We start from the raw sequence: 18,237 nt of genomic DNA, 5'->3' as shown, positions 1-18,237 counted from the left end.
TGAAGAGATTCAGAGAAAAATTATCGTAAAGCAGGCCAGACCGATAAGAATAATTAATCTTGAGATTCCATGCATCGCATTTCTCCTCTTCAGAAAAATCAAGGATAGATCAAAATTTAGGTAGCGCCAGAGATATGGCCAAACTCTTCCAGAATTTCTCTCAAACTCCGGTCGTTCACTAAGATTGAGTGAGTTCAGAATAATACTTCTTGTAGTTCTTGAAAAATTCCAGCCCTAAGGTCCCTCAGCACTTCATTCAATTTTCCTGTATTGACTCACTTGGTAAATGAGCCTTTGGCGACAAGTCTTCATGAAGTATATGAAGACAGAGTGTCAACTTGGCCATCAGTTCGTGGATCGTGGTAGCCCGTCTTCACAGGGATAGAAACACCGCGTGGTCGCCTCCGTGATTGGGCATTGGGCGTAGAATTGCAAAGCGCTTTAAGTGGTCTTCAGTGTATTCAGCAAGAATTCTTGCACCAGGTATTAACGGGGATCTTCCGGCAATATTGACGGTGGGAAGCATCTGGCTCGGGGCAGCCGACAATCAAGAAATAAGAGACCAGCTGAGTGAGTCAGAGAAACTGTACCTTGCAGTTCATCACCCATTCGGTAAGAACCCTGCACTGAGAAGAATCTGCCTACCTAGTAGTTGAAACACCGACTGAACTATGTGGCCAGTCTATGCACGCACAAAAAAACCGCCTAGAAGGCGGTTTTTGATATTCAACAAGCGCTTGAAACTTGAGGGCTTTCAGTATTGTGCCGACACCAGGAGTCGAACCCGGGACCTACTGATTACAAGTAAAGCAAGTTATTCCATAAAATCATATGGTTACAGAAAATTCAGCTACGTAAATTCACCTACATCATCCAACAAAATCAATCAGTTATGGAGCATAGCTACGCAGCTTTCGAAGTCAGCTGTGGGCATTCTGCCACGTAATTTTTTATAGTGAGTTGGAACATCATTTTTTACCCTTACGGACCCCCTGCCGTTTAAGCCACTGTTCAAGCTTCCATTTTCTTATACCTGTAAGCTTTTTCATATTTTTATCAGGTACGGTTATTTCCAATAACTCACCTAAGAAAAAACTATATTTATATTCATATTCATCAATCTCTTTAACAAACTCTTTAGACTCTAATATTATATCATGATAATTTTCTATAATATCCCTGACAAGAGCTTGACCATTACTATATTTATGTCCACCATCAAGAGTGCCGTAGGCAATCTTCCATTCGACACCTTGTTTTTCTCCGTAATACACAATTCTTCTAATATCGTATAAGAAAAAAGTTTCTCTTCCCATGAGTCGTAATGGTTCGGCCCCGGATTCTTCATCTACGGCCAATATAGGAGGAACATAAATCTTTTTGTCAAATAGTTTAAGAATAGCAGGGATATTCGAACGAAGAACTCGAAGGCTTTCCAGCTTAAGCATTTTACTATTGGTAACACTAATAACAATTGAATAAAATTCAAAAGCTGTATTCGAGTGAGGACGAAGATCAATTCCAAAGCGTCCACTAGAATACCTTACAATAGACTCCTTAAGCAAAAAATCACCAGCTTCAAATCTTCTTCTGCTACTATCTGTTTTTTTAGGGTATTTTGGCAAATCAATAATATGAGTAGAATCATCTTGAATTTTTCTAGCAACCACGTAGACAATATTTAATATATCCGTAGATGGTATTTTTTCAAAACTCTCACTATATTCATAGATGTGTTTTGTGCTTAACATCAACTGCTTCAACAAATATGCTAATGTCTGTAAAGGTGAACTCGCACCACGAGTAGCTGTACAGAGTTTTTCTGCCCAATCACGAGCCTGGGTCAGATCGCCTTCGCTAGCAACTCGGTTACGAATGCCTATGGACTCTATTTCATTAATTATAGAGTGAGCGACCTCATGGGCAACGTCATTTGCATTTCTAATCTTTTTTGTCCTTTCTTTTATATCTTCATCTAAAAGATATTTATTCAATCCTTTATTTGCTGCCCATGCTGCCCATATAGCTGTAGAAGCAACAACTATATCCCGAATAAATCCCCCTATATCCTTCAAGCTAACAGGAGGAAGTTTGTCTATTAATTCTAAAAAAAACTCGTAACTCAACCTGAATTCTCCAACTGAAACTTTAATCTAAGAACTTCGTCGGTAATGGAATCAGCAGGCACCTTATCACTCTTTTATTCATGCTGCTGGAGTTAATCATTTTAATGAAGGTTCTGATCGTTTGCTTCAATCAGACTTTCAAGCATATTCCAACAAGGATAAAAAATGTAGAAATGCGCATGAAAGTGCGTAAATTTCCCTCCGCTTAAAACCTTATCGAAGCCCAGTAACGGCGCGGCCTCACCCCTTATCGCATGAGTGCATAAAAACCGACCTATTTAGAGCGCGGGCGGGGCGGGGTGACGATAGCGCGAGAGACCTGGTCACTGGATCCGTTCATGGCTTGGTGGTTCGAAGCGTGCTAGTTGTTTCTAATGGCAGGTATGCCACCGAAAACAACTAGAACCATTAGAACTATCGAATGCAGGGAGGGGATCATGAGGCTTGTGATTGCGTTACTCACGCTATCAGTCTTGGCTGGCTGTGCGTCATCGAAGCAGGTGTATACGCCATCTGGCGAACAAGGGTACTCCGTCAACTGCTCAGGCAGTGCCTTGAATTGGGGGATGTGTTACGAGAAAGCCGGTGATCTGTGTGGCGCTCAAGGCTATACCGTGCTCACTCAAAGTGGCGACCAGTCCACGATGGTGACGGGGAACCAGTACGGCTTGTATGCCACTCCCGTCGTAAATAGATCTATGACCATACAGTGTGGCAAGGAGGCAGAATGAAAGAAGGCACTGCCCTGACATGGGCAGTGCCTCAGCCTTAGTTGGTTCATCGAGTTGGGTCGAGTGGCATGAGCTCTGGGTCACCCAGTGAGTATGGCTGGAACCTGATGATCTCCTCGCCCACGAGCTCATTCACCTCTTGGAGAGCAGCCTGCAACGGCTCGAGCTCATTGGCCACGAAGACCCTGGCAGCCTTCTCCACATCACCAAAGCCCCCAGTGTTGCTGGGAATGATGCCCATCAGCTGCGGTGGAATTCGATGGCCAGCAAGTTGGTCATCGCGAGTGATGTTCTTGATGTTCCAGAAGTCATCCTTTGCCGCTACCTCGCTGATGGGAATGATCTGCACTCCATCCTTTTTCCCTCCTGGGCTGTAGAAGAACAGGTTGCGGAAGTTACCGACCCCCTTCGACTCCTTCAGAGCCTTGCGCATGGCATCAATGTCATCTTGGTTGCTGGCCGGGTCGCTCACATACATCACGAACCCTGCATGACTGCCGTTGAGGAAGTAGCGGCGACGAAACAGGGTGGCATTCTCGTTGAGCCAGGCACTCTGCAGACTGCCGATGTAGTCGGGTACGCCATAGATGGCCTGGTCGACGTCGGGCTCGAGCAGGTGAACCACCCTCCCTCTGGGCAACTCGGTGCGGTCGATGTAGTTCGGCACCCACCAGTACCGGTCGGCATTGGTGCCACCACGGCGCATGTACTTGGCTCGCAGGTGACGGAATGGCAGCAACTTGCCCAACCTGCCGCGCACCTCCTCGAGATAACCGTTACCGAATACCAGGTAATCCAGCGCCAAACCACTGAATGCCTGGCGACCCAGCAGTGGGTGCGGTTTGAAGGTGCGCAGGAGGATATTGCGCTTCACCTGGAGAGCTGACCCATGGTGTGCCGTCGCCCGATAGCTCTTGGCGAGGATCTCCAACGGGATAGGTGGCTCGTACCACTCATCCGGAGTGAGGAGCAGCCCTTCATAGAAGATGTCACGCATAGAGGTCACCGGCTCGGCATCGCCGAAGGTGAAAGCTTCAGCCTTTGGCATACTCGGTGCCGGCTGATGGCGGTACCCGGATGGTACGCGGATACGGGGTTTGGCGGCTGTCTCGCTCATTCGGAAAACTCCACTACGGATTGGCCGGTGCCCTGGGCGGGACCGTCGATAGGTTCGTGACTGAGGGCGTGCATGGTGGCCCAGGCAAGGTCGGCGTGGCCGGTCGCCTTACTGCGGCCCGAGGTATAGGTGTACTGGCGGCCGCTGGCGGTGAGCTCTTTCTTGATGGACATGAAACTCTGGAGGAGATCCCTCCAACCGGCATCGAACTCGAGGCGGCCTTTGCGCATGATCTGCTGAGCCTGCATGACCAGACGGCCCTTGACCGCCGGGTCGTATCGGAAGCGGGTCAAGGTCGGGAACCACTTTTCGACGTGCTCAGCGACCGCTTCGCCCAGGCCGGTCACGTCAATGCCGATGTGTTCGATGCGATACTTGGCTTGGAAGCCCTTGATGAAGTCAGCCTGTGCCTCGTAGTCCTCGCCCTTGAGGCGGTGGCGTTCGAGGATTCGGTGCTTATCGTCAGCAGTACGCGCCGGAAGCACCACGACAAGCCCGGCACCATCGCCATCCTCTCCGGTGCCTGTGGGGTCGTAACCGATCCAGACACCAGCATCGCCAGCAGGGCGTGGTGCAAATGGCCGGTAGTCACTCCACACTTCCCAGCTGTCGACCATGCAGGGATGCACCATTGTCAGGGGGAACGCCGATTGGCTGTCATCGACGAACTGGCACATGAGCAGATTGGCGAATTCCTCGTCGCTGTACTCAAGGCGCAGCTGCTCGAGGTCGAACAGGTCGCAGCCACCGGCGATGGCGTCCTCGACGGTGACGATCTGCCGCCACTGACCATCCGGACAAATCAGACCTCTCGCCAGTGCTGTGTGAGAGACGTCAAATTCAGCTCGGTCCTTCTTCGCCCGGCGCTTGTTGAACATCTCGCCCGACCAGAACGGATAGGCTTCATGCCCCAAGCTGGATGGCGTGCTGAAGTACGTCTGGCGCCACTTCTTGTGCATCGCCATGCCGGAAGTGACCTTGCGGAACTCGGCAAAGCGATGGATCCAGAAGTACTCGTCAAGGTAGACGTCACCGTGATAGCCCTGGGCCGTCTTGCTGTTGGTGCCGAGGAAATGCAGCTCGGCGCCGTTGTCGAGGACCAGAGGATCGCCCTTGAGCTCAATGTCTGTGACTTCCTTCACGAACTGGATGATGTAGTTCTTGAAGATGTGAGCCTGAGCCTTACTGGCCGATAAGAAGATCTTGTTTCGCCCGGACTCGAAAGCATCGACGATAGCTTCGCGGGCAAAATACCAGGTCGCGCCGATCTGTCGGCTCTTGAGGATATTGCGAATCCGGTGCTTCTGACCCGCTTCATGCCACTCGACCTGGTAATCGAAAAGCGAATCCAGAAACGCTGCCTTCAGTGCCTCTACCTGTTCTTCGTCGAGGTAGTTGCGCCGTGCTTTTCGTTTACGAGGAGCTTCGTTCCGCGCATCAATGTTCGGATTGAGATCCGACTCGCGTCCGGTCTCGCTGTACTTCCGCACCCGAGCCAATCGCTCGAGCTGTCGGCCGAGCAGGTCGATTTCCTTGTAGTCCTTACCCTCCTTGTCAGGCTTGGCGATCAGCTGAACCATCCGCGCCTCGAGCGTTTGCTCGACACGCTCGATGGGCGCGGCGGCTTCCCAAGCGTCACGGGCTTTCCAACTATGCACCGTGGCGGGCTTTTCGCCGATGAACTCGGCAATACGCGCCACTCGCCAGCCCTGCCAGTACAGGTGGCGAGCCGTCAGGCGCGGCGATTCGGTGAGGTCTGGGGGCATCGTAGTCATGCCGCCAGCCTACCCTCGACTCCTTTCCAACCAATCAGGCTGTTGTTGTAGATCGCGGATTTACAACGCCAGTTTGTTGAGTCATTCGACAGGCACGCGGAACCTGACGGCAACGTTTGCCCCGTACCCAGTCGAGGAAATCACATGCCCTGGTTCCGAGTCGCCACCGAAGGCGCAACAACAGACGGCCGAGAGATCTCACGCGAGTGGATCGATCAAATGGCAGCCAACTACGATCCGAAGAAATACGGCGCCCGTGTATGGATGGAACATATGCGCAGCCTGTTTGCCGACGGTGCTTTCCCGGCTTTGGGCGATGTCACTGCCGTCAAGGCCGAAGAGGTCGAGGATGGCAAACTTGGCCTGTTTGCTGATATCGATCCCACCGATCAACTAAAAGAAATCAATGGCAAACGCCAGAAGGTCTACACCTCCATTGAAGTCAATCCCAGCTTCGCTGATACCGGCGAGGCCTACCTCGAAGGTCTCGCCGTCACCGACTCTCCGGCCAGTCTCGGTACCGAGATGCTGAAATTCTCTCGCGAGGCTGGAAATGCCTCTCCACTCGCCGCACGTAAACAACATCCAGGCAACGTCTTCTCTGAGGCGGTCGAGGTTGAATTCGACTTTACCGAGGAGCCGGAAGAGCAAGGCCCCACATTGGCTGAACGGGTCAAGGCACTGTTTCGCAAGCAAGATGCCAAGACAAAGGAGGGATTCTCTGCCTTCCGCGCTGAGCTTGAAAAGACCCTCGAATTGTTCGTGCAAAAGCACGGCGAGCTGACTGATGAGTTGGGCAAGCGCCCTACCGCTGAGACTTTCGCAGAGCTGAAGACGGCCCACGACGAGTTGAAGAGTCGCTTCGACAAGCTCTACAGCAAGCTCGACAACACCCCTGACACTCCGAATCGCGGAGCCGCCACTGGCGGTGGCGATTCTGTAACCACTGATTGCTGAGGACCCCCACCCCATGCGCAACGATACTCGTCAAGAATTCAACCGCTTCGCCCAGCGCATCGCCCAGTTGTCGGGGGTGCCCAGCGCGACCGAGTCCTTCGCAGTCGAACCCAGCGTTCAACAGACCCTGGAAACCAAGATCCAGGAGTCCAGTGAGTTCCTGGGTCAGATCAACATCGTCGGGGTCGACGAACTCAAGGGTGAGAAGCTTGGTCTGGGGCTGACCGGCCCCATCGCCGGTCGGACCAACGTAACGACCAATGACCGCACCCCACGCGACCTGAGCTCACTGGATGATCAGGGTTACGAATGCCGCTCCACAGAGTTCGACACCTATCTGCCTTGGAGCAAGCTGGACGCCTGGGCCAAGTTCGCAGATTTCCAGGTCCGGGTACGCAACATGATCATCCGCCAGCAGGCACTCGACCGCATCATGATCGGACTCAACGGTACCAGTGCTGCAGGCGAGACCGATCGCGTCGCCAACCCGCTACTGCAGGACGTCAACATCGGCTGGTTGCAGCACTACCGCGCCCAGGCACCCGCCCGAGTGTTCAGTGAGGGCGCAAATGTTGGAGAGGTGCGTGTCGGCCCAGGGGGCGACTATGCCAACCTCGACGCCCTGGTCTACGACGTGGTCAATGAACTGATTGATCCCTGGCACCGCGAGTCCACTGACCTACGCGCAATCTGTGGCCGCAAGATCCTCGCCGATAAGTACTTCCCATTGATCAGCGAGTACCAGCAGCCCACAGAGCAGCGCGCTCTCGACATGATCGTCAGCCAGAAGCGTATGGGCGGCCAGCAGGCAGCCCGGGTGCCTTACATGCCCGACGGTACCCTGCTAATCACCCCGCCGGAAAACCTCTCCATCTACTGGCAACGTGGTAGCCGTCGTCGTTACCTGAAGGACAAGCCCGAGCGTAAGCGCGTAGAGAACTTCGAAAGCTCCAATGACGCGTACGTCGTCGAGGATTTCGGGGCTGGCTGCCTCGTCGAGAACATCGTTTTCGGCGACTGGTCAGTCTAAGGAGCCAATCATGCATAGCCCTGCACGAAAGCACTATCAGCGCGTCACCGCCGCGAAAGCGGCGGGGGACGCCGCACCTGGCCAGTCACAGACTGGCGAGCAGTACGAACTGCACGCGGCTGCACTTTGGGAAGCCCGACAGGCGCTCAAGGGTATCAAGTCCGTCGAGGCCAAGATTGCCCGCAAACGTGAATTGCTGCCTCAGTTTGCCCCCTATGTCGATGGTGTGCTGTCGGCTGGTACTGGTGCCCAGGACGACGTGCTGGTCACGGTCATGCTCTGGCGTCTGGATGTTGGGGATATCGCCGGTGCTCTGGCCATCGCTGAATACGCCATCAAGCATGGCCTCGACACTCCTGACCGCTTCGAGCGCGACACCGCCTCGTTGGTGGCAGAACAGGTCGCCGAGGAAGCTCTCAAGCAACTGCAAACCACCAGGGGGGAAGGTGACGACAGCGATAACAGTGAAGCTGCTGCCCATCTCGTCATGCACCTGGTAACTGCCGAAGCACTGACACGCGACGCCGATATGCACGACCAGGTGCGCGCCAAGCTGCACAAGGCCCTCGGCTATGCCTATCGCGACAAGGGCAACAGCATCGATGAAGCCCTCAAGCATCTACGTCGTGCTCTTGAGCTCAACGACAAGGTCGGTGTGAAGAAGGACATCGAGCAGCTGGAGCGCCAGGCCAAGCAACAAAACGCCGGTGGTCAGGCTAACACCTGATCATCCAACCGAGTCGCACGCCGACGCCAAGGGGGCGCCGGGAAAGATCGGACTACGGTCCCACATCTTAGATCCCGGCCCACCCCCTTCCTATCGAGGTCGCCATGTCACTCATTGATGCGGGATATAACCCAGTACCATCACCGTCACCACCGCTCGACAACAACGGCTTCTGGCCTCAGATAGAGCCGGACGACTTTCGAAAGGCGGAACGCCTGATCAATACGGTACCCAACGAGCGTATCGAGTATGCCTTGCGCGTGGCCATGGCGGACATCAACCGCCAGCTCCGGACATGGCAAGCCGAGCAACAAGGACAGGGTGCTGCCACCATTGATGATGTCACGCCACCCAACTGGCAGTCGCCAGGTATCTATCCATTGCTGTATCGCCGCGCGGTCTACGCCACGGCACATGCCTCTCTGCTCGAGCGCTACCGTGAGATATCAGCAACCCGTGAGGGTGACGAACGTGGCGAGGCAAAGGATCTGGCCGCCGATGATTACCGGCGAGACGCTCGCTGGGCCGTTGCTGAAATCCAGGACCACAACCATACCGTTGTGGAGTTGATCTAGTGCGTACCGTACGCGCCCACCAGGGCGAGACCCTCGACCAGATCTGCTATCGCACCTTTGGTGTGACGGCAGGGATCACCGAGCAGGTGCTCGACCTCAACCCGGGTATTGCGGAGTTAGGACCATCACTGCCCCAAGGCACCCCCGTGCAGTTACCCGATACCTCACCCCAACCGCAGCGCACGAGCACCGTGCAGCTGTGGGATTGATATCGCCCCGAAGAGGCGAGAAGACGCAGAGGACTCCATGGCCGAACCCAGCTCCACTACCTTCGCCGGCATTGCCACCGTTGGCGCCACGCTGTTCGGGATGATGCCCGGTGTCGACGCCAATGCCGTGATTGGCGCTTTGTGTGGTGCCGTCCTGTTCTTCATCAGTTCGAAGCAGGAGTTCGCCCTGTGGGTCCGGATCACCTATCTGCCGATCTCGTTCGTCATCGGCTACCTGGGTGGACCTTCTGTGCTCGGGGACTATCTGGAGGCGTCTGCGGTGTCGGCTTTCATCGGTGCCGCCGTCACGGTCACTGCTGGGCAAAGGTTCATTGATGTGGTGCGTACCGTTGACTTGAAAGCCTGGCTGGGAGGGAAAAAGTGAATGTCTTCATGATCGACATCGCCGTGATGGCCGCCCTCGTCATCGTGGGGCGCATCCTCACATTTCAGCGCCGGGGCAGTCGCTATCGTCGAGGGATCTCCTTCGTCGCGTGGCTGGTGACCTGCGCGAACTTCACCCTGATCGTCAAATTGCCCGGCATGCCGCCACCTGAACCAGTGACCACGCTGCTGGCTATCTGGCAGGTGGCCTTCGCCATCCTGCTGCTACGCCATGGCGGCAACCTTGCCCACCTGCTGCGCTCCCTGCACCTTACCCGGAGACACTGATGCTGCTGAAACATGGAGATACCGGTTACCAAGTCGAATCGTTGCAGCGTGATCTGCAGCGTGTCGGTCATGACATTGCCGCTGATGGCTGGTATGGGGATATCACTGAGGCAGCCGTTCGGGCAGTGCAGCGTGAACATGGTCTCGTCATGGATGGCATTGTGGGCCCTAAGACTCGCCAAGCACTGCAACGACACGCTGAACCCAATGCGCTGAAACAAATCGACCTAGTCAACGCCGCCAATCGCCTGGATGTCGAACTGGCCGCCATCATGGCCATCAACGAGGTCGAGTCGCGTGGGCGCGGCTTCTACGTGGGTGGGCCTCGTCATGGGCAGCCAATCATTTTGTTCGAGCGACACATCATGCGTCGCAGGCTGATTCATCACGAGATCAATCCGGTACCGCTACAACAGAAGCATCCCGACTTGGTCAACGACAAGCCTGGGGGCTATATCGGTGGATACCGAGAGCACGGTCGTCTCGAGCGTGCCGCCAACCTGCATGTGACATCCGCGCTCGAATCTGCCTCCTGGGGTGCCTTCCAGATCATGGGCTACCACTGGTCGGTACTGGAATACGCCAACGTGGGCGAGTTCGTCGGGGCCATGGAAGAGAGCGAAGCCACTCAACTCGAGGCCTTCGTGCGTTTCATTGAGGTGGATGCGGGCTTGCACCGTGCGCTGAAGCGCCAGGACTGGCGAGATTTCGCCAGACGTTACAACGGCCCCGCCTTCGAGCGCAACGACTACGACACTCGCCTTGCTGCCGCCTACCGACGACATGATCGACAACTCGAGGTGGCAGCGTGATTCGTCTGCAGCTGGTGATAGGAGCTGGCCTGCTGTCCGCCAGTGTCGCGGCAGGCTGGTATTCACGGGGCTGGCTCGAGGACAGCCAACGCCTCACGGCCATGCAAGCCGTGGATGCCGCCATAGAAGCGGCCATGGTGCGGGAGTCAGATATCGCCCGTCGTGTGGAAGACCGGCTGGCCCAGTTGCAGGCCAGCGAACGTGTCATTGATCGAGGAATCATCCGTGAGGTCGAGAAACCTGTTTACCGCCGCGTGTGTCTTGAGCCTAACGCTATCCGCCTGCTCAACCACGCCGCCGCCGGCACCGTCCCCGATTCAGCAGACTCTGCTGACTCCTTGCCCTTCAGCACTGCCACCTCTGACTGACGGCACCGGTGGGGATGTGGCGCTGACCATGACCGCCTGGGCCAGCCAATATCACAGCTGTGCCACACGACATAATGGCCTCATCGAGGCGCTGGAGGACCGCCAGTGATCAAACTGCAGTCTCTACGAAAGCACCTACTCGCCAGCATTCCGGCCTTACGAAAGGACCCCGACCGCCTGCTGACGTTCATCGAGCGCGGTGCTATCCAATTTGCTCGTGGCCAGCACTTGTCTCACCAGTACCGCGTGCCGGCACGCATCGTGATCACTGACCTGGGAGGATCCACTGACGTCGTGATGATTCCGTTACTGCAGTGGCTCTCTCACTACCAGCCAGACCTCGATGCTAATGAGGCCGTGCGCTTTGATGCGGAGCTACTGGCCAATGACCGATGGGATCTCGCCATCGAGGTCACGCTCACCGAGCGTGTGGTGGCCAAGGTCAACTGCGACGAAGGCAAAATCGAAAGCGAGCATCGCATGCCGGAATTCCCGATCGATACTTGCCCGGCCAAACATTGGATGCTCTATGTGAAGTCACCAAGCGATACCGACCACCAACTGGCAAGCGAGTGGGACTCCCCGAATGGATGACCTGCAGAGTCTGGAAGAGTGGGTTTCACCACTGCTGGCCAAGTTGACGCCGAAAGAGCGCCGCAAGCTGGCCCGCACTATCGCCACGGCACTGCGCCGCCGCCAACGTGAGCGAATCGCACACCAACGGAATCCTGATGGCAGCGAGTTTGAACCACGCAAGCCGAAAAAGGACCAGGCCGGTTTCGTTCGTCGTCAACCGATGTTCATGAAGATCCGTCAAGCCAAATACATGAAAACCCAGTCAGACCCGCATAGCGCTGAGGTCAACTTCATGGGTCGGGTGGCACGCATCGCACGCATACACCAGATGGGACTGAGGGCTCGTGTTCAACCTGGTGGGCCATCCTACGACTACCCCCAGCGCGAACTACTCGGTTATAGCGAGGAAGACCAGCGCTTCATCCGGGACATGGTCATCGACCACCTCACGTTGTAGATCGGCCATTTACAACATCCATCGCTGGAGTGCTCAGCGAATGGCGGGGGAACATCCTTGCATGAACAACACCGCCGAACTTCTCCGCCTGATCAACAACCTGATCCGCTTTGGCACCATCGCCGAGGTGGACCATGGTGAGCCCGGCAAACGCTTGCCTTGTGTGCGAGTAAAGATCGGCGAACTGCTCACAACCTGGCTGGTATGGCAGGAAGCCCGAGCAGGGACAACACGAACCTGGTGCCCGCCTACGGTGGGGGAGCAGGTCCTTGTATTGGCTCCAGGTGGAGACCTCGCCGGTGCGGCAGTGTTGCCCGGATTTTTCAGAACACAGCACCCTGCACCCTGCAACAGTCCCGACCTTTTCCATGCCGTCATGCCGGATGGTGCCAGCTTCGAATACAACCACGCGGCACATCGACTGCATGCCGTCACCGGGCCGAGCAGCATCACCATGGACCGCTCCAGAATTCTGCTTTCTACCAACGGCAGCACCCTGGAGATGGACGCCGCCGGCATTCGACTGAATGGCTCACGCATCGACCTGAACTGAGGACACCCATGCCAGCAATCACACGCAAGGGCGACACATGTACTGGACATGGCAGTTTCCCGCCACGCAACAGCACTGGTGGCAGTGGCAATGTCTACGTCAACGGCATTGCCGCTCACCGGCAGGGTGATGGCTGGGCCACTCATTGCAACAACCAACCAACCTGCCACGGCGGTGCTCTGGCATCCGGATCAGGCAGTGTTTTCGTCAACGGCAAACAGCTCGGTCGAATCGGAGATCCCGTCGATTGCGGATCTTCCGTCGCAACCGGCAGCAGCAATGTCCATGCAGGGGGCTGATACATGGCCGGAATGAACGCCACCACCGGGACGTCACTGGATGGGGTCGAGCACATTCGGCAAAGTGTGGGGGACATTCTCATGACACCCATTGGCTCGCGTGTCATGCGTCGCGACTACGGCTCACTCCTGCCTGAGTTGATTGATGCTCCTCTCAATGACACCACCCTGCTGCAGGCCTACTCAGCCACCATCATGGCCTTGATTCGTTGGGAGCCGCGGATTCGCGTCACTGCCGTGCGCCGCCATGTCAGTACTGACCTACATGGTGCCGCCACGCTGGAGATCGAAGGACAGACCGTGGATGGTGATCCGGTGACGCTGGAGATTCCACTATGACCAGCCCAATTGACCTGTCACAACTGCCCTCTCCGGACGTAGTAGAGCAGATCGATTATGAAGTCATCCTCTCGCAATTGTTGGACGACCTCGAGGTGCGCTTCCCTGAATTCGATGTTCCTGCTGAGTCAGACCCGGCATATAAGATCCTGGAGGTCAGCGCCTATCGGGAGATGCTCGTCCGACAGCGAGTCAATGAAGCAGCGCGAGCGGTGATGCTCGCCTATGCCGAAAAGGCAGACTTAGACAACCTCGGTGCTCTGTTCAATGTCGATCGGTTGCAGATCTCATCCGGTGATCCAGAGGCAGTCCCGCCGGAGCTACCGAAATTCGAAGATGACCCCGACTTCCGCCGACGCATCCTGTTGTCGCTGCAGGGGTTGAGCACTGCCGGTCCAGAAGGTGCCTACCGATACCATGCACTATCTGCCGATGGTGGCGTACTCGATGCCAGTGCTACCAGCCCCACGCCTGGTGACGTCGTTGTGACCGTCCTTGCCAGAGAGGGGGATGGCACAGCAGACCAGGCATTGCTGGATGCTGTCGAGGCCGCCGTGAATGCCGAGGAGGTCCGTCCACTGACGGATCATGTCACCGTGCAGCCCGCAGAGATCCTTCCCTATACCATCAATGCCACCATTTACTTTCAGCCTGGGCCTGATAGCCAAGTGGTGATGGAAGAGGCGGAGAAAGTCGCTGAGGCGTATGTAACCGAGCAACACCGGCTGGGACGCGATGTCACCCTCTCGGGCATCTATGCCGCTTTGCATCGCAGCGGCGTTCAGCGGGTCGAACTGGCAAGCCCCACCAGCACCATCGTCGCGAATGACCAACAGGCCAGCCACTGCACCGCCATCACGTTGACCAACGGAGGTGTCGATGAGTGATCCTAGCCTGCTGCCGCCAAATGCCACTGGTCATGAACGTGCAATGGCCGACGCCATGGCGCGTATCTCGGATGTTCCCACCCCACTGCGTCATCTGTGGAATCCTGACACCTGCCCGGTGGAGCTGCTCCCCTGGTTGGCATGGACCATGGGACTGGATGCATGGAAGCCATACTGGAGCGAAGCCATCAAGCGCGAACGCATCCGGCAGGCTGCAGAGATCCATCGTCGCCGAGGCACAGCCCAGTCCGTTCGCCGGGTGGTCGAGTCGTTCGGTGCAGGGGTGGCCATCCGGGAATGGTGGCAAACCACTCCTCGCGGCATACCGCACACCTTTGAATTGGTGCTCACCGTGCGAAGTGAGACCAACAGCGCTGAGCTGCAGGAAGACATCGTCCAGGAAGTCACTCGAGTAAAGCCAGTTCGCAGCCACTTCACCTTGATCGCTGGCGTTTCCGCCGAGGGAGGCATCGGCCTCTACGGTGCAGCCCGCCCCGTCATCTATCGCCGTATTCAGACCGAGGAATGACATGGCACTGAAGATCACTATCACCGATGCCGGCCGTGCTGAGATCACGAATGCCGAGAACACCGGAACCGCTCCCGTTACCATCACCCACATTGCTCTGGGCGACGCAGGCTACCCCCCAGATCCAGCACAGGTCGCTTTGCATAGCGAAGTAAAACGCGTCTCCAGCATCGCGGGTGAAGTCGTGGCAGCTAACACCATCAGCGTGACCGCGAAGGATGAGAGCAATGATGACTATACTGTCCGAGAGTTCGGACTGATCACCGAGCATGGGACTCTATTTGCGGTCTACTCACAGATCGCCCCCATCATAGAGAAGGCAACGCCATCGACACTCCTTCTAACCATTGATGTGGTCCTAGCTGACCTCGATGCCGCCAGCTTATCCTTTGGAGATGTTACCTTCAGCAACCCACCTGCGAGCAAGACTGTCGCAGGAGTGGTGAAGCTGAGCAGTTCGGTCACCAATCCCGATGAGAGTGTTGCCGCCACCGCACTCGCCGCAAAGAAGGCATACGACGCTGCCGCAGTCCGATTAGAAAAAAGTGCCAACCTGTCTGATCTCGATAACAAGACCCAGGCTCGAGAAAACCTGGGATTGAGTGAAGCATCTACGCAAGGAAGCACCGACAGCCGGACATCACCGAGCACCACCACGCTCTTGCAGGCCAAGGCGATGAATGACCATCGCAACAGCGGAGATCACGATGGTCGGTACGTGATGCTGGATAACGGCATCATTGCCATCGAGTTTGATCTGGCCACGAACACCATCATCTTCAGACAGAAGTCATCAGAGACTGATGCACCCATATTGCAGGCTCGTTCTGTAGGCCAGGCAGTCCGCTTTTCGGTCAGTCATGATGCACCTGAACTTAATGGTGACTCTACTGGCTGGACGATCGGCGGCAAAAAGATCGTCGACGAGACACGATCAATTTCTACTGGAGCAGGGCTTACTGGCGGGGGCAACCTCAGCAGTAACAGAACGCTTTCCATCCCTGGAAGTGGTGTCCAGACATACATGCTCGCCGATTATTCGGTGAGCCTGGACAAACTCCAGAACTGGATGATCACAAATCAGAAGATGTCGGCTGATGCCATCGAATCTCGGGCGATCAAGGATGGTGCAGTAACCCCCAGCAAAGTAGAGCCTTGGTCGCTGACCCATGAGCAGATGGCGGCCAATGGTATTCAGGGGAGAGCCATCAATAGCGGCGCAATTATTGCTCGTCACATCAGTGACAATAATGTCTATGCCCAGCATTTATCGCAGGGCTCACCAGAAGGTGATTGGGTACGTGAAAGAATTGCTAACCGAGGTGGTATCGGCTGGGTAGGGACATATGGGTTTCTCAGTCGTCGAAATGGTGGGACAAGTTCTCCAGGAGACACGCTGAGCGGTTCCAACCTGCAATGGGCAGGCATTCGGGAGAAGGTCACTGGAATGACTCTAGGGGGAAGTCCTGCAGGAACATGGCGCTGCATGGGGATTGCTGCTAATGACGGTTCCAGTGGAGATGCAACACTTTGGTTGAGGATTAGCTAATGGAGTATAGAAATCCACGCTACAACGAGTCGGGCACCATCGACTGTGAGATCCATCACCCCTCATTTGGATGGATTCCATTCACAGCAAGCCCTAATGATGCTCACGAGCACTGTGTTGCGATTTACCAGGCCATCATTGATTCAGACAACCCAATCGCTCCACATGAAGAACCTTTCGATGATGTCGTAAAGGCGAAATATAGAGAAATTGAGACGAAGCTAGCCGAAGCCTTGGCAGAGGGTATGCCCTACACCATGCCAGACGGAACGGAAGACATCGTCCAGACCCGCCCAGAAGACGAAGGCAATTTATTGGGGTTGGCCATTGAGGCACGAGACTTGAAAGCTGTGGGAGACCTCAGCCACGCTTTCATGCTGCGAGCAAAGTCGAATCGACTCTATGAGCTGACTCCGGATGAGATGATTGACCTGACTGATACCGCCAAGCAATTCAAGCAAGATCTGCTGGAAAGGTCGTGGCACCTGAAAGATGCGCTGAGAGCTGCCGAAGAGATAAATGACCGCGAAGCGGCGAAAGCTATCAACTGGTGACACCGGGTCCAGTGATTGGATTGCATGAAGGATCACCAGAGGGTAGATTCCGCTCGCGCAGAACAAAATACGCTAGGGAAAATAATGGAAGACAACCTAATTCTCAGCATGATGCTGATATATGCCGTATGCATCACCTGGTCGTATGGTCTGGCTAGAGTCTTCAAGCCAGTATTTCTAGAGGAGCTTTCAGACAAGAGCCGAAACTCATCAATGGATGGGGTTCGTGGATTTGCTGCCATAAGTGTGTTTCTCCATCACTCAGTCTACTCTTACAACCTTTACACCTACCAAGCATGGGGACCTTCTACCGAGGTAGCAGGTACAGTGCTGGAAAAATACCTCTGGCACCTTGGAAGCTTTAGCGTTTCATTGTTTTTTATGATTACCGCTTATCTATTTTGGCGTATGGTGCTTATGAAAAGAGAAAATATGGACTGGTCCGGGTTTTATAGAAACAGAATATTCAGAATAGTACCGCTATACGTAGTTATAGTATGTATGGTTTTCGCGATATTTCATGTAGTCTACAAGGGAAGCGGAGATTCAAAATTCGCTTCATCCTTTATCGCGTGGCTCGGGTTTGGTTTTTTACCTTTGCCGTCAGTGAATAACTATCCGGCATCCTGGTCTATTGTCGCTGGGGTTTTCTGGACCTTGGCTATTGAATGGAAGTTCTATCTAACACTACCTTTTCTGGCTCTGTTCGCCAAGTCAAAAGCATCATCTGGCGTCTCTCTTTTTGTGGCCGCAGCTGGGATGGTTGCACTACACAAACTTGGCCTAATGGAACATAATAAGCTGGCGATAGCTTCATGCTTTGTACTAGGTGCTTTGGCTGCACACCTAAGTGTTTATAATTCTAGGGCAGTGAGCCAGATCCCTCGGTTAGCTGCAACTACTGTTGCTATTCTTGCGTTCACTTACTCTTTGGTAAGATTTGGCGATGTATATAAATTAAAAGCCGAAGTTGTTACATTTCTGTTTTTCTTTGCAGTTGTAGAATGCGGTGCCATGAAAGCCATCTTTTCATCTATGGCGATGCGATTCCTTGGAATTATCAGCTACAGCATATATCTATGTCATGGACTGGTACTGACGGTAATCAATGGTTTTATTGTCAAGAACTCTGGTTATTTAATTCCATCTGCATCAGCTCTATTGGCAGTTATCGGTTTCAGCACAGCTCTTTATTTGTATGTAGAACGACCTTTCATTCAAATAGGTAAAAAGCAGCCAGTTACCTGGTACGCTCGGCGATCATCCGCCACATTGTAATATCCCTGCCCCTCCAGCCCGCCACTCGGCGGGCTGCCTCGTTGTTGGCGTTGCCGCATGTTGTAAAACGCCAATCTACAACCGCCACTGCTCGCGCCCCTGTCGTCGAATAGGCAA

23 protein-coding genes are annotated in these 18,237 nt (G+C 54.8%); 20 read left to right on the top strand and 3 right to left on the bottom strand.

The features are described from left to right. Positions 1 to 968 precede the first annotated feature (968 nt). From E4T21_RS00645 to E4T21_RS00635, 3 genes are all read right to left on the bottom strand, one after another. Positions 969 to 2,126: a hypothetical protein gene (locus tag E4T21_RS00645; protein ID WP_149282598.1), complete on the bottom strand. Its 1,158-nt coding sequence runs from the start codon at positions 2,124 to 2,126 to the stop codon at positions 969 to 971. A gap of 777 nt (positions 2,127 to 2,903) precedes the next feature. After that, complete coding sequence (locus tag E4T21_RS00640; protein WP_149282596.1) at positions 2,904 to 3,974, bottom strand: phage portal protein; 1,071 nt, start codon at positions 3,972 to 3,974, stop codon at positions 2,904 to 2,906. Next, on the bottom strand, positions 3,971 to 5,749 hold the full coding sequence (locus tag E4T21_RS00635) for a terminase large subunit domain-containing protein (RefSeq protein WP_149282594.1): 1,779 nt from the start codon (positions 5,747 to 5,749) through the stop codon (positions 3,971 to 3,973). The genes E4T21_RS00640 and E4T21_RS00635 overlap by 4 nt, the downstream gene beginning before the upstream one ends. A gap of 144 nt (positions 5,750 to 5,893) precedes the next feature. Between E4T21_RS00635 and E4T21_RS00630 the strand changes: the two genes are divergently transcribed. The 20 genes from E4T21_RS00630 to E4T21_RS00540 all read left to right on the top strand — a co-directional run bounded on the left by E4T21_RS00630 (position 5,894) and on the right by E4T21_RS00540 (position 18,120). Further along, positions 5,894 to 6,706 carry a GPO family capsid scaffolding protein gene (locus E4T21_RS00630; RefSeq protein ID WP_149282592.1) on the top strand — a complete coding sequence of 271 codons (813 nt, stop codon included), beginning with the start codon at positions 5,894 to 5,896 and terminating at the stop codon, positions 6,704 to 6,706. Between the two features lie 13 nt (positions 6,707 to 6,719). Beyond that, on the top strand, positions 6,720 to 7,736 hold the full coding sequence (locus E4T21_RS00625; RefSeq protein WP_149282590.1) for a phage major capsid protein, P2 family: 1,017 nt from the start codon (positions 6,720 to 6,722) through the stop codon (positions 7,734 to 7,736). 10 nt (positions 7,737 to 7,746) lie between these two features. Continuing rightward, positions 7,747 to 8,463 carry a phage terminase small subunit gene (gene gpM / locus E4T21_RS00620; protein WP_149282589.1) on the top strand — a complete coding sequence of 239 codons (717 nt, stop codon included), beginning with the start codon at positions 7,747 to 7,749 and terminating at the stop codon, positions 8,461 to 8,463. Between the two features lie 104 nt (positions 8,464 to 8,567). After that, complete coding sequence (locus tag E4T21_RS00615) at positions 8,568 to 9,038, top strand: head completion/stabilization protein (protein ID WP_149282587.1); 471 nt, start codon at positions 8,568 to 8,570, stop codon at positions 9,036 to 9,038. Next, complete coding sequence (locus E4T21_RS00610; protein ID WP_149282585.1) at positions 9,038 to 9,247, top strand: tail protein X; 210 nt, start codon at positions 9,038 to 9,040, stop codon at positions 9,245 to 9,247. The genes E4T21_RS00615 and E4T21_RS00610 overlap by 1 nt, the downstream gene beginning before the upstream one ends. Positions 9,248 to 9,284: 37 nt before the next feature. Further along, positions 9,285 to 9,632 carry a putative holin gene (locus E4T21_RS00605; protein WP_149282583.1) on the top strand — a complete coding sequence of 116 codons (348 nt, stop codon included), beginning with the start codon at positions 9,285 to 9,287 and terminating at the stop codon, positions 9,630 to 9,632. Positions 9,633 to 9,640: 8 nt separating this feature from the next. Then, the gene (locus E4T21_RS00600) at positions 9,641 to 9,919 is read left to right on the top strand and encodes a phage holin family protein (protein WP_149282581.1); all 279 of its coding nucleotides are present in this window, start codon (positions 9,641 to 9,643) and stop codon (positions 9,917 to 9,919) included. Continuing rightward, positions 9,919 to 10,731, top strand: a complete 813-nt coding sequence (locus tag E4T21_RS00595) for an N-acetylmuramidase domain-containing protein (RefSeq protein ID WP_149282579.1) — start codon at positions 9,919 to 9,921, stop codon at positions 10,729 to 10,731. Before E4T21_RS00600 ends, E4T21_RS00595 begins: the two co-directional genes overlap by 1 nt. Beyond that, positions 10,728 to 11,099: a hypothetical protein gene (locus tag E4T21_RS00590; protein WP_149282577.1), complete on the top strand. Its 372-nt coding sequence runs from the start codon at positions 10,728 to 10,730 to the stop codon at positions 11,097 to 11,099. Before E4T21_RS00595 ends, E4T21_RS00590 begins: the two co-directional genes overlap by 4 nt. Next, entirely contained in the window at positions 11,047 to 11,208 is a 162-nt protein-coding gene (locus E4T21_RS21615) for a hypothetical protein (protein WP_420827749.1), read from the top strand. Before E4T21_RS00590 ends, E4T21_RS21615 begins: the two co-directional genes overlap by 53 nt. Beyond that, the gene (locus E4T21_RS00585) at positions 11,205 to 11,693 is read left to right on the top strand and encodes a phage tail protein (RefSeq protein ID WP_149282575.1); all 489 of its coding nucleotides are present in this window, start codon (positions 11,205 to 11,207) and stop codon (positions 11,691 to 11,693) included. The genes E4T21_RS21615 and E4T21_RS00585 overlap by 4 nt, the downstream gene beginning before the upstream one ends. Next, positions 11,686 to 12,132 carry a phage virion morphogenesis protein gene (locus E4T21_RS00580; protein ID WP_149282573.1) on the top strand — a complete coding sequence of 149 codons (447 nt, stop codon included), beginning with the start codon at positions 11,686 to 11,688 and terminating at the stop codon, positions 12,130 to 12,132. The genes E4T21_RS00585 and E4T21_RS00580 overlap by 8 nt, the downstream gene beginning before the upstream one ends. A 61-nt stretch (positions 12,133 to 12,193) precedes the next feature. Next, entirely contained in the window at positions 12,194 to 12,685 is a 492-nt protein-coding gene (locus E4T21_RS00575) for a phage baseplate assembly protein V (protein WP_187775070.1), read from the top strand. 8 nt (positions 12,686 to 12,693) lie between these two features. Further along, a complete protein-coding gene (locus E4T21_RS00570; protein ID WP_149282569.1) occupies positions 12,694 to 12,984 on the top strand; it encodes a PAAR domain-containing protein in 291 nt (96 codons plus the stop codon). A gap of 3 nt (positions 12,985 to 12,987) precedes the next feature. Continuing rightward, positions 12,988 to 13,323 carry a GPW/gp25 family protein gene (locus E4T21_RS00565; protein WP_149282567.1) on the top strand — a complete coding sequence of 112 codons (336 nt, stop codon included), beginning with the start codon at positions 12,988 to 12,990 and terminating at the stop codon, positions 13,321 to 13,323. Next, positions 13,320 to 14,210 carry a baseplate assembly protein gene (locus tag E4T21_RS00560; RefSeq protein WP_149282565.1) on the top strand — a complete coding sequence of 297 codons (891 nt, stop codon included), beginning with the start codon at positions 13,320 to 13,322 and terminating at the stop codon, positions 14,208 to 14,210. The genes E4T21_RS00565 and E4T21_RS00560 overlap by 4 nt, the downstream gene beginning before the upstream one ends. Then, complete coding sequence (locus E4T21_RS00555) at positions 14,203 to 14,739, top strand: phage tail protein I (RefSeq protein ID WP_149282564.1); 537 nt, start codon at positions 14,203 to 14,205, stop codon at positions 14,737 to 14,739. Before E4T21_RS00560 ends, E4T21_RS00555 begins: the two co-directional genes overlap by 8 nt. 1 nt (position 14,740) lies before the next feature. Then, positions 14,741 to 16,288, top strand: a complete 1,548-nt coding sequence (locus tag E4T21_RS00550; RefSeq protein ID WP_149282562.1) for a phage tail-collar fiber domain-containing protein — start codon at positions 14,741 to 14,743, stop codon at positions 16,286 to 16,288. Continuing rightward, complete coding sequence (locus tag E4T21_RS00545; protein WP_149282560.1) at positions 16,288 to 16,842, top strand: DUF4376 domain-containing protein; 555 nt, start codon at positions 16,288 to 16,290, stop codon at positions 16,840 to 16,842. The genes E4T21_RS00550 and E4T21_RS00545 overlap by 1 nt, the downstream gene beginning before the upstream one ends. A gap of 84 nt (positions 16,843 to 16,926) precedes the next feature. Beyond that, positions 16,927 to 18,120, top strand: coding sequence for an acyltransferase family protein (locus E4T21_RS00540; RefSeq protein WP_187775069.1), 1,194 nt, complete (start codon positions 16,927 to 16,929; stop codon positions 18,118 to 18,120). Positions 18,121 to 18,237: the final 117 nt, after the last annotated feature.

Source organism: Halomonas binhaiensis, assembly GCF_008329985.2.
Classification (GTDB): Bacteria; Pseudomonadota; Gammaproteobacteria; order Pseudomonadales; family Halomonadaceae; genus Halomonas; species Halomonas binhaiensis.
This window is presented reverse-complemented; position numbering and strand designations above follow the sequence as displayed.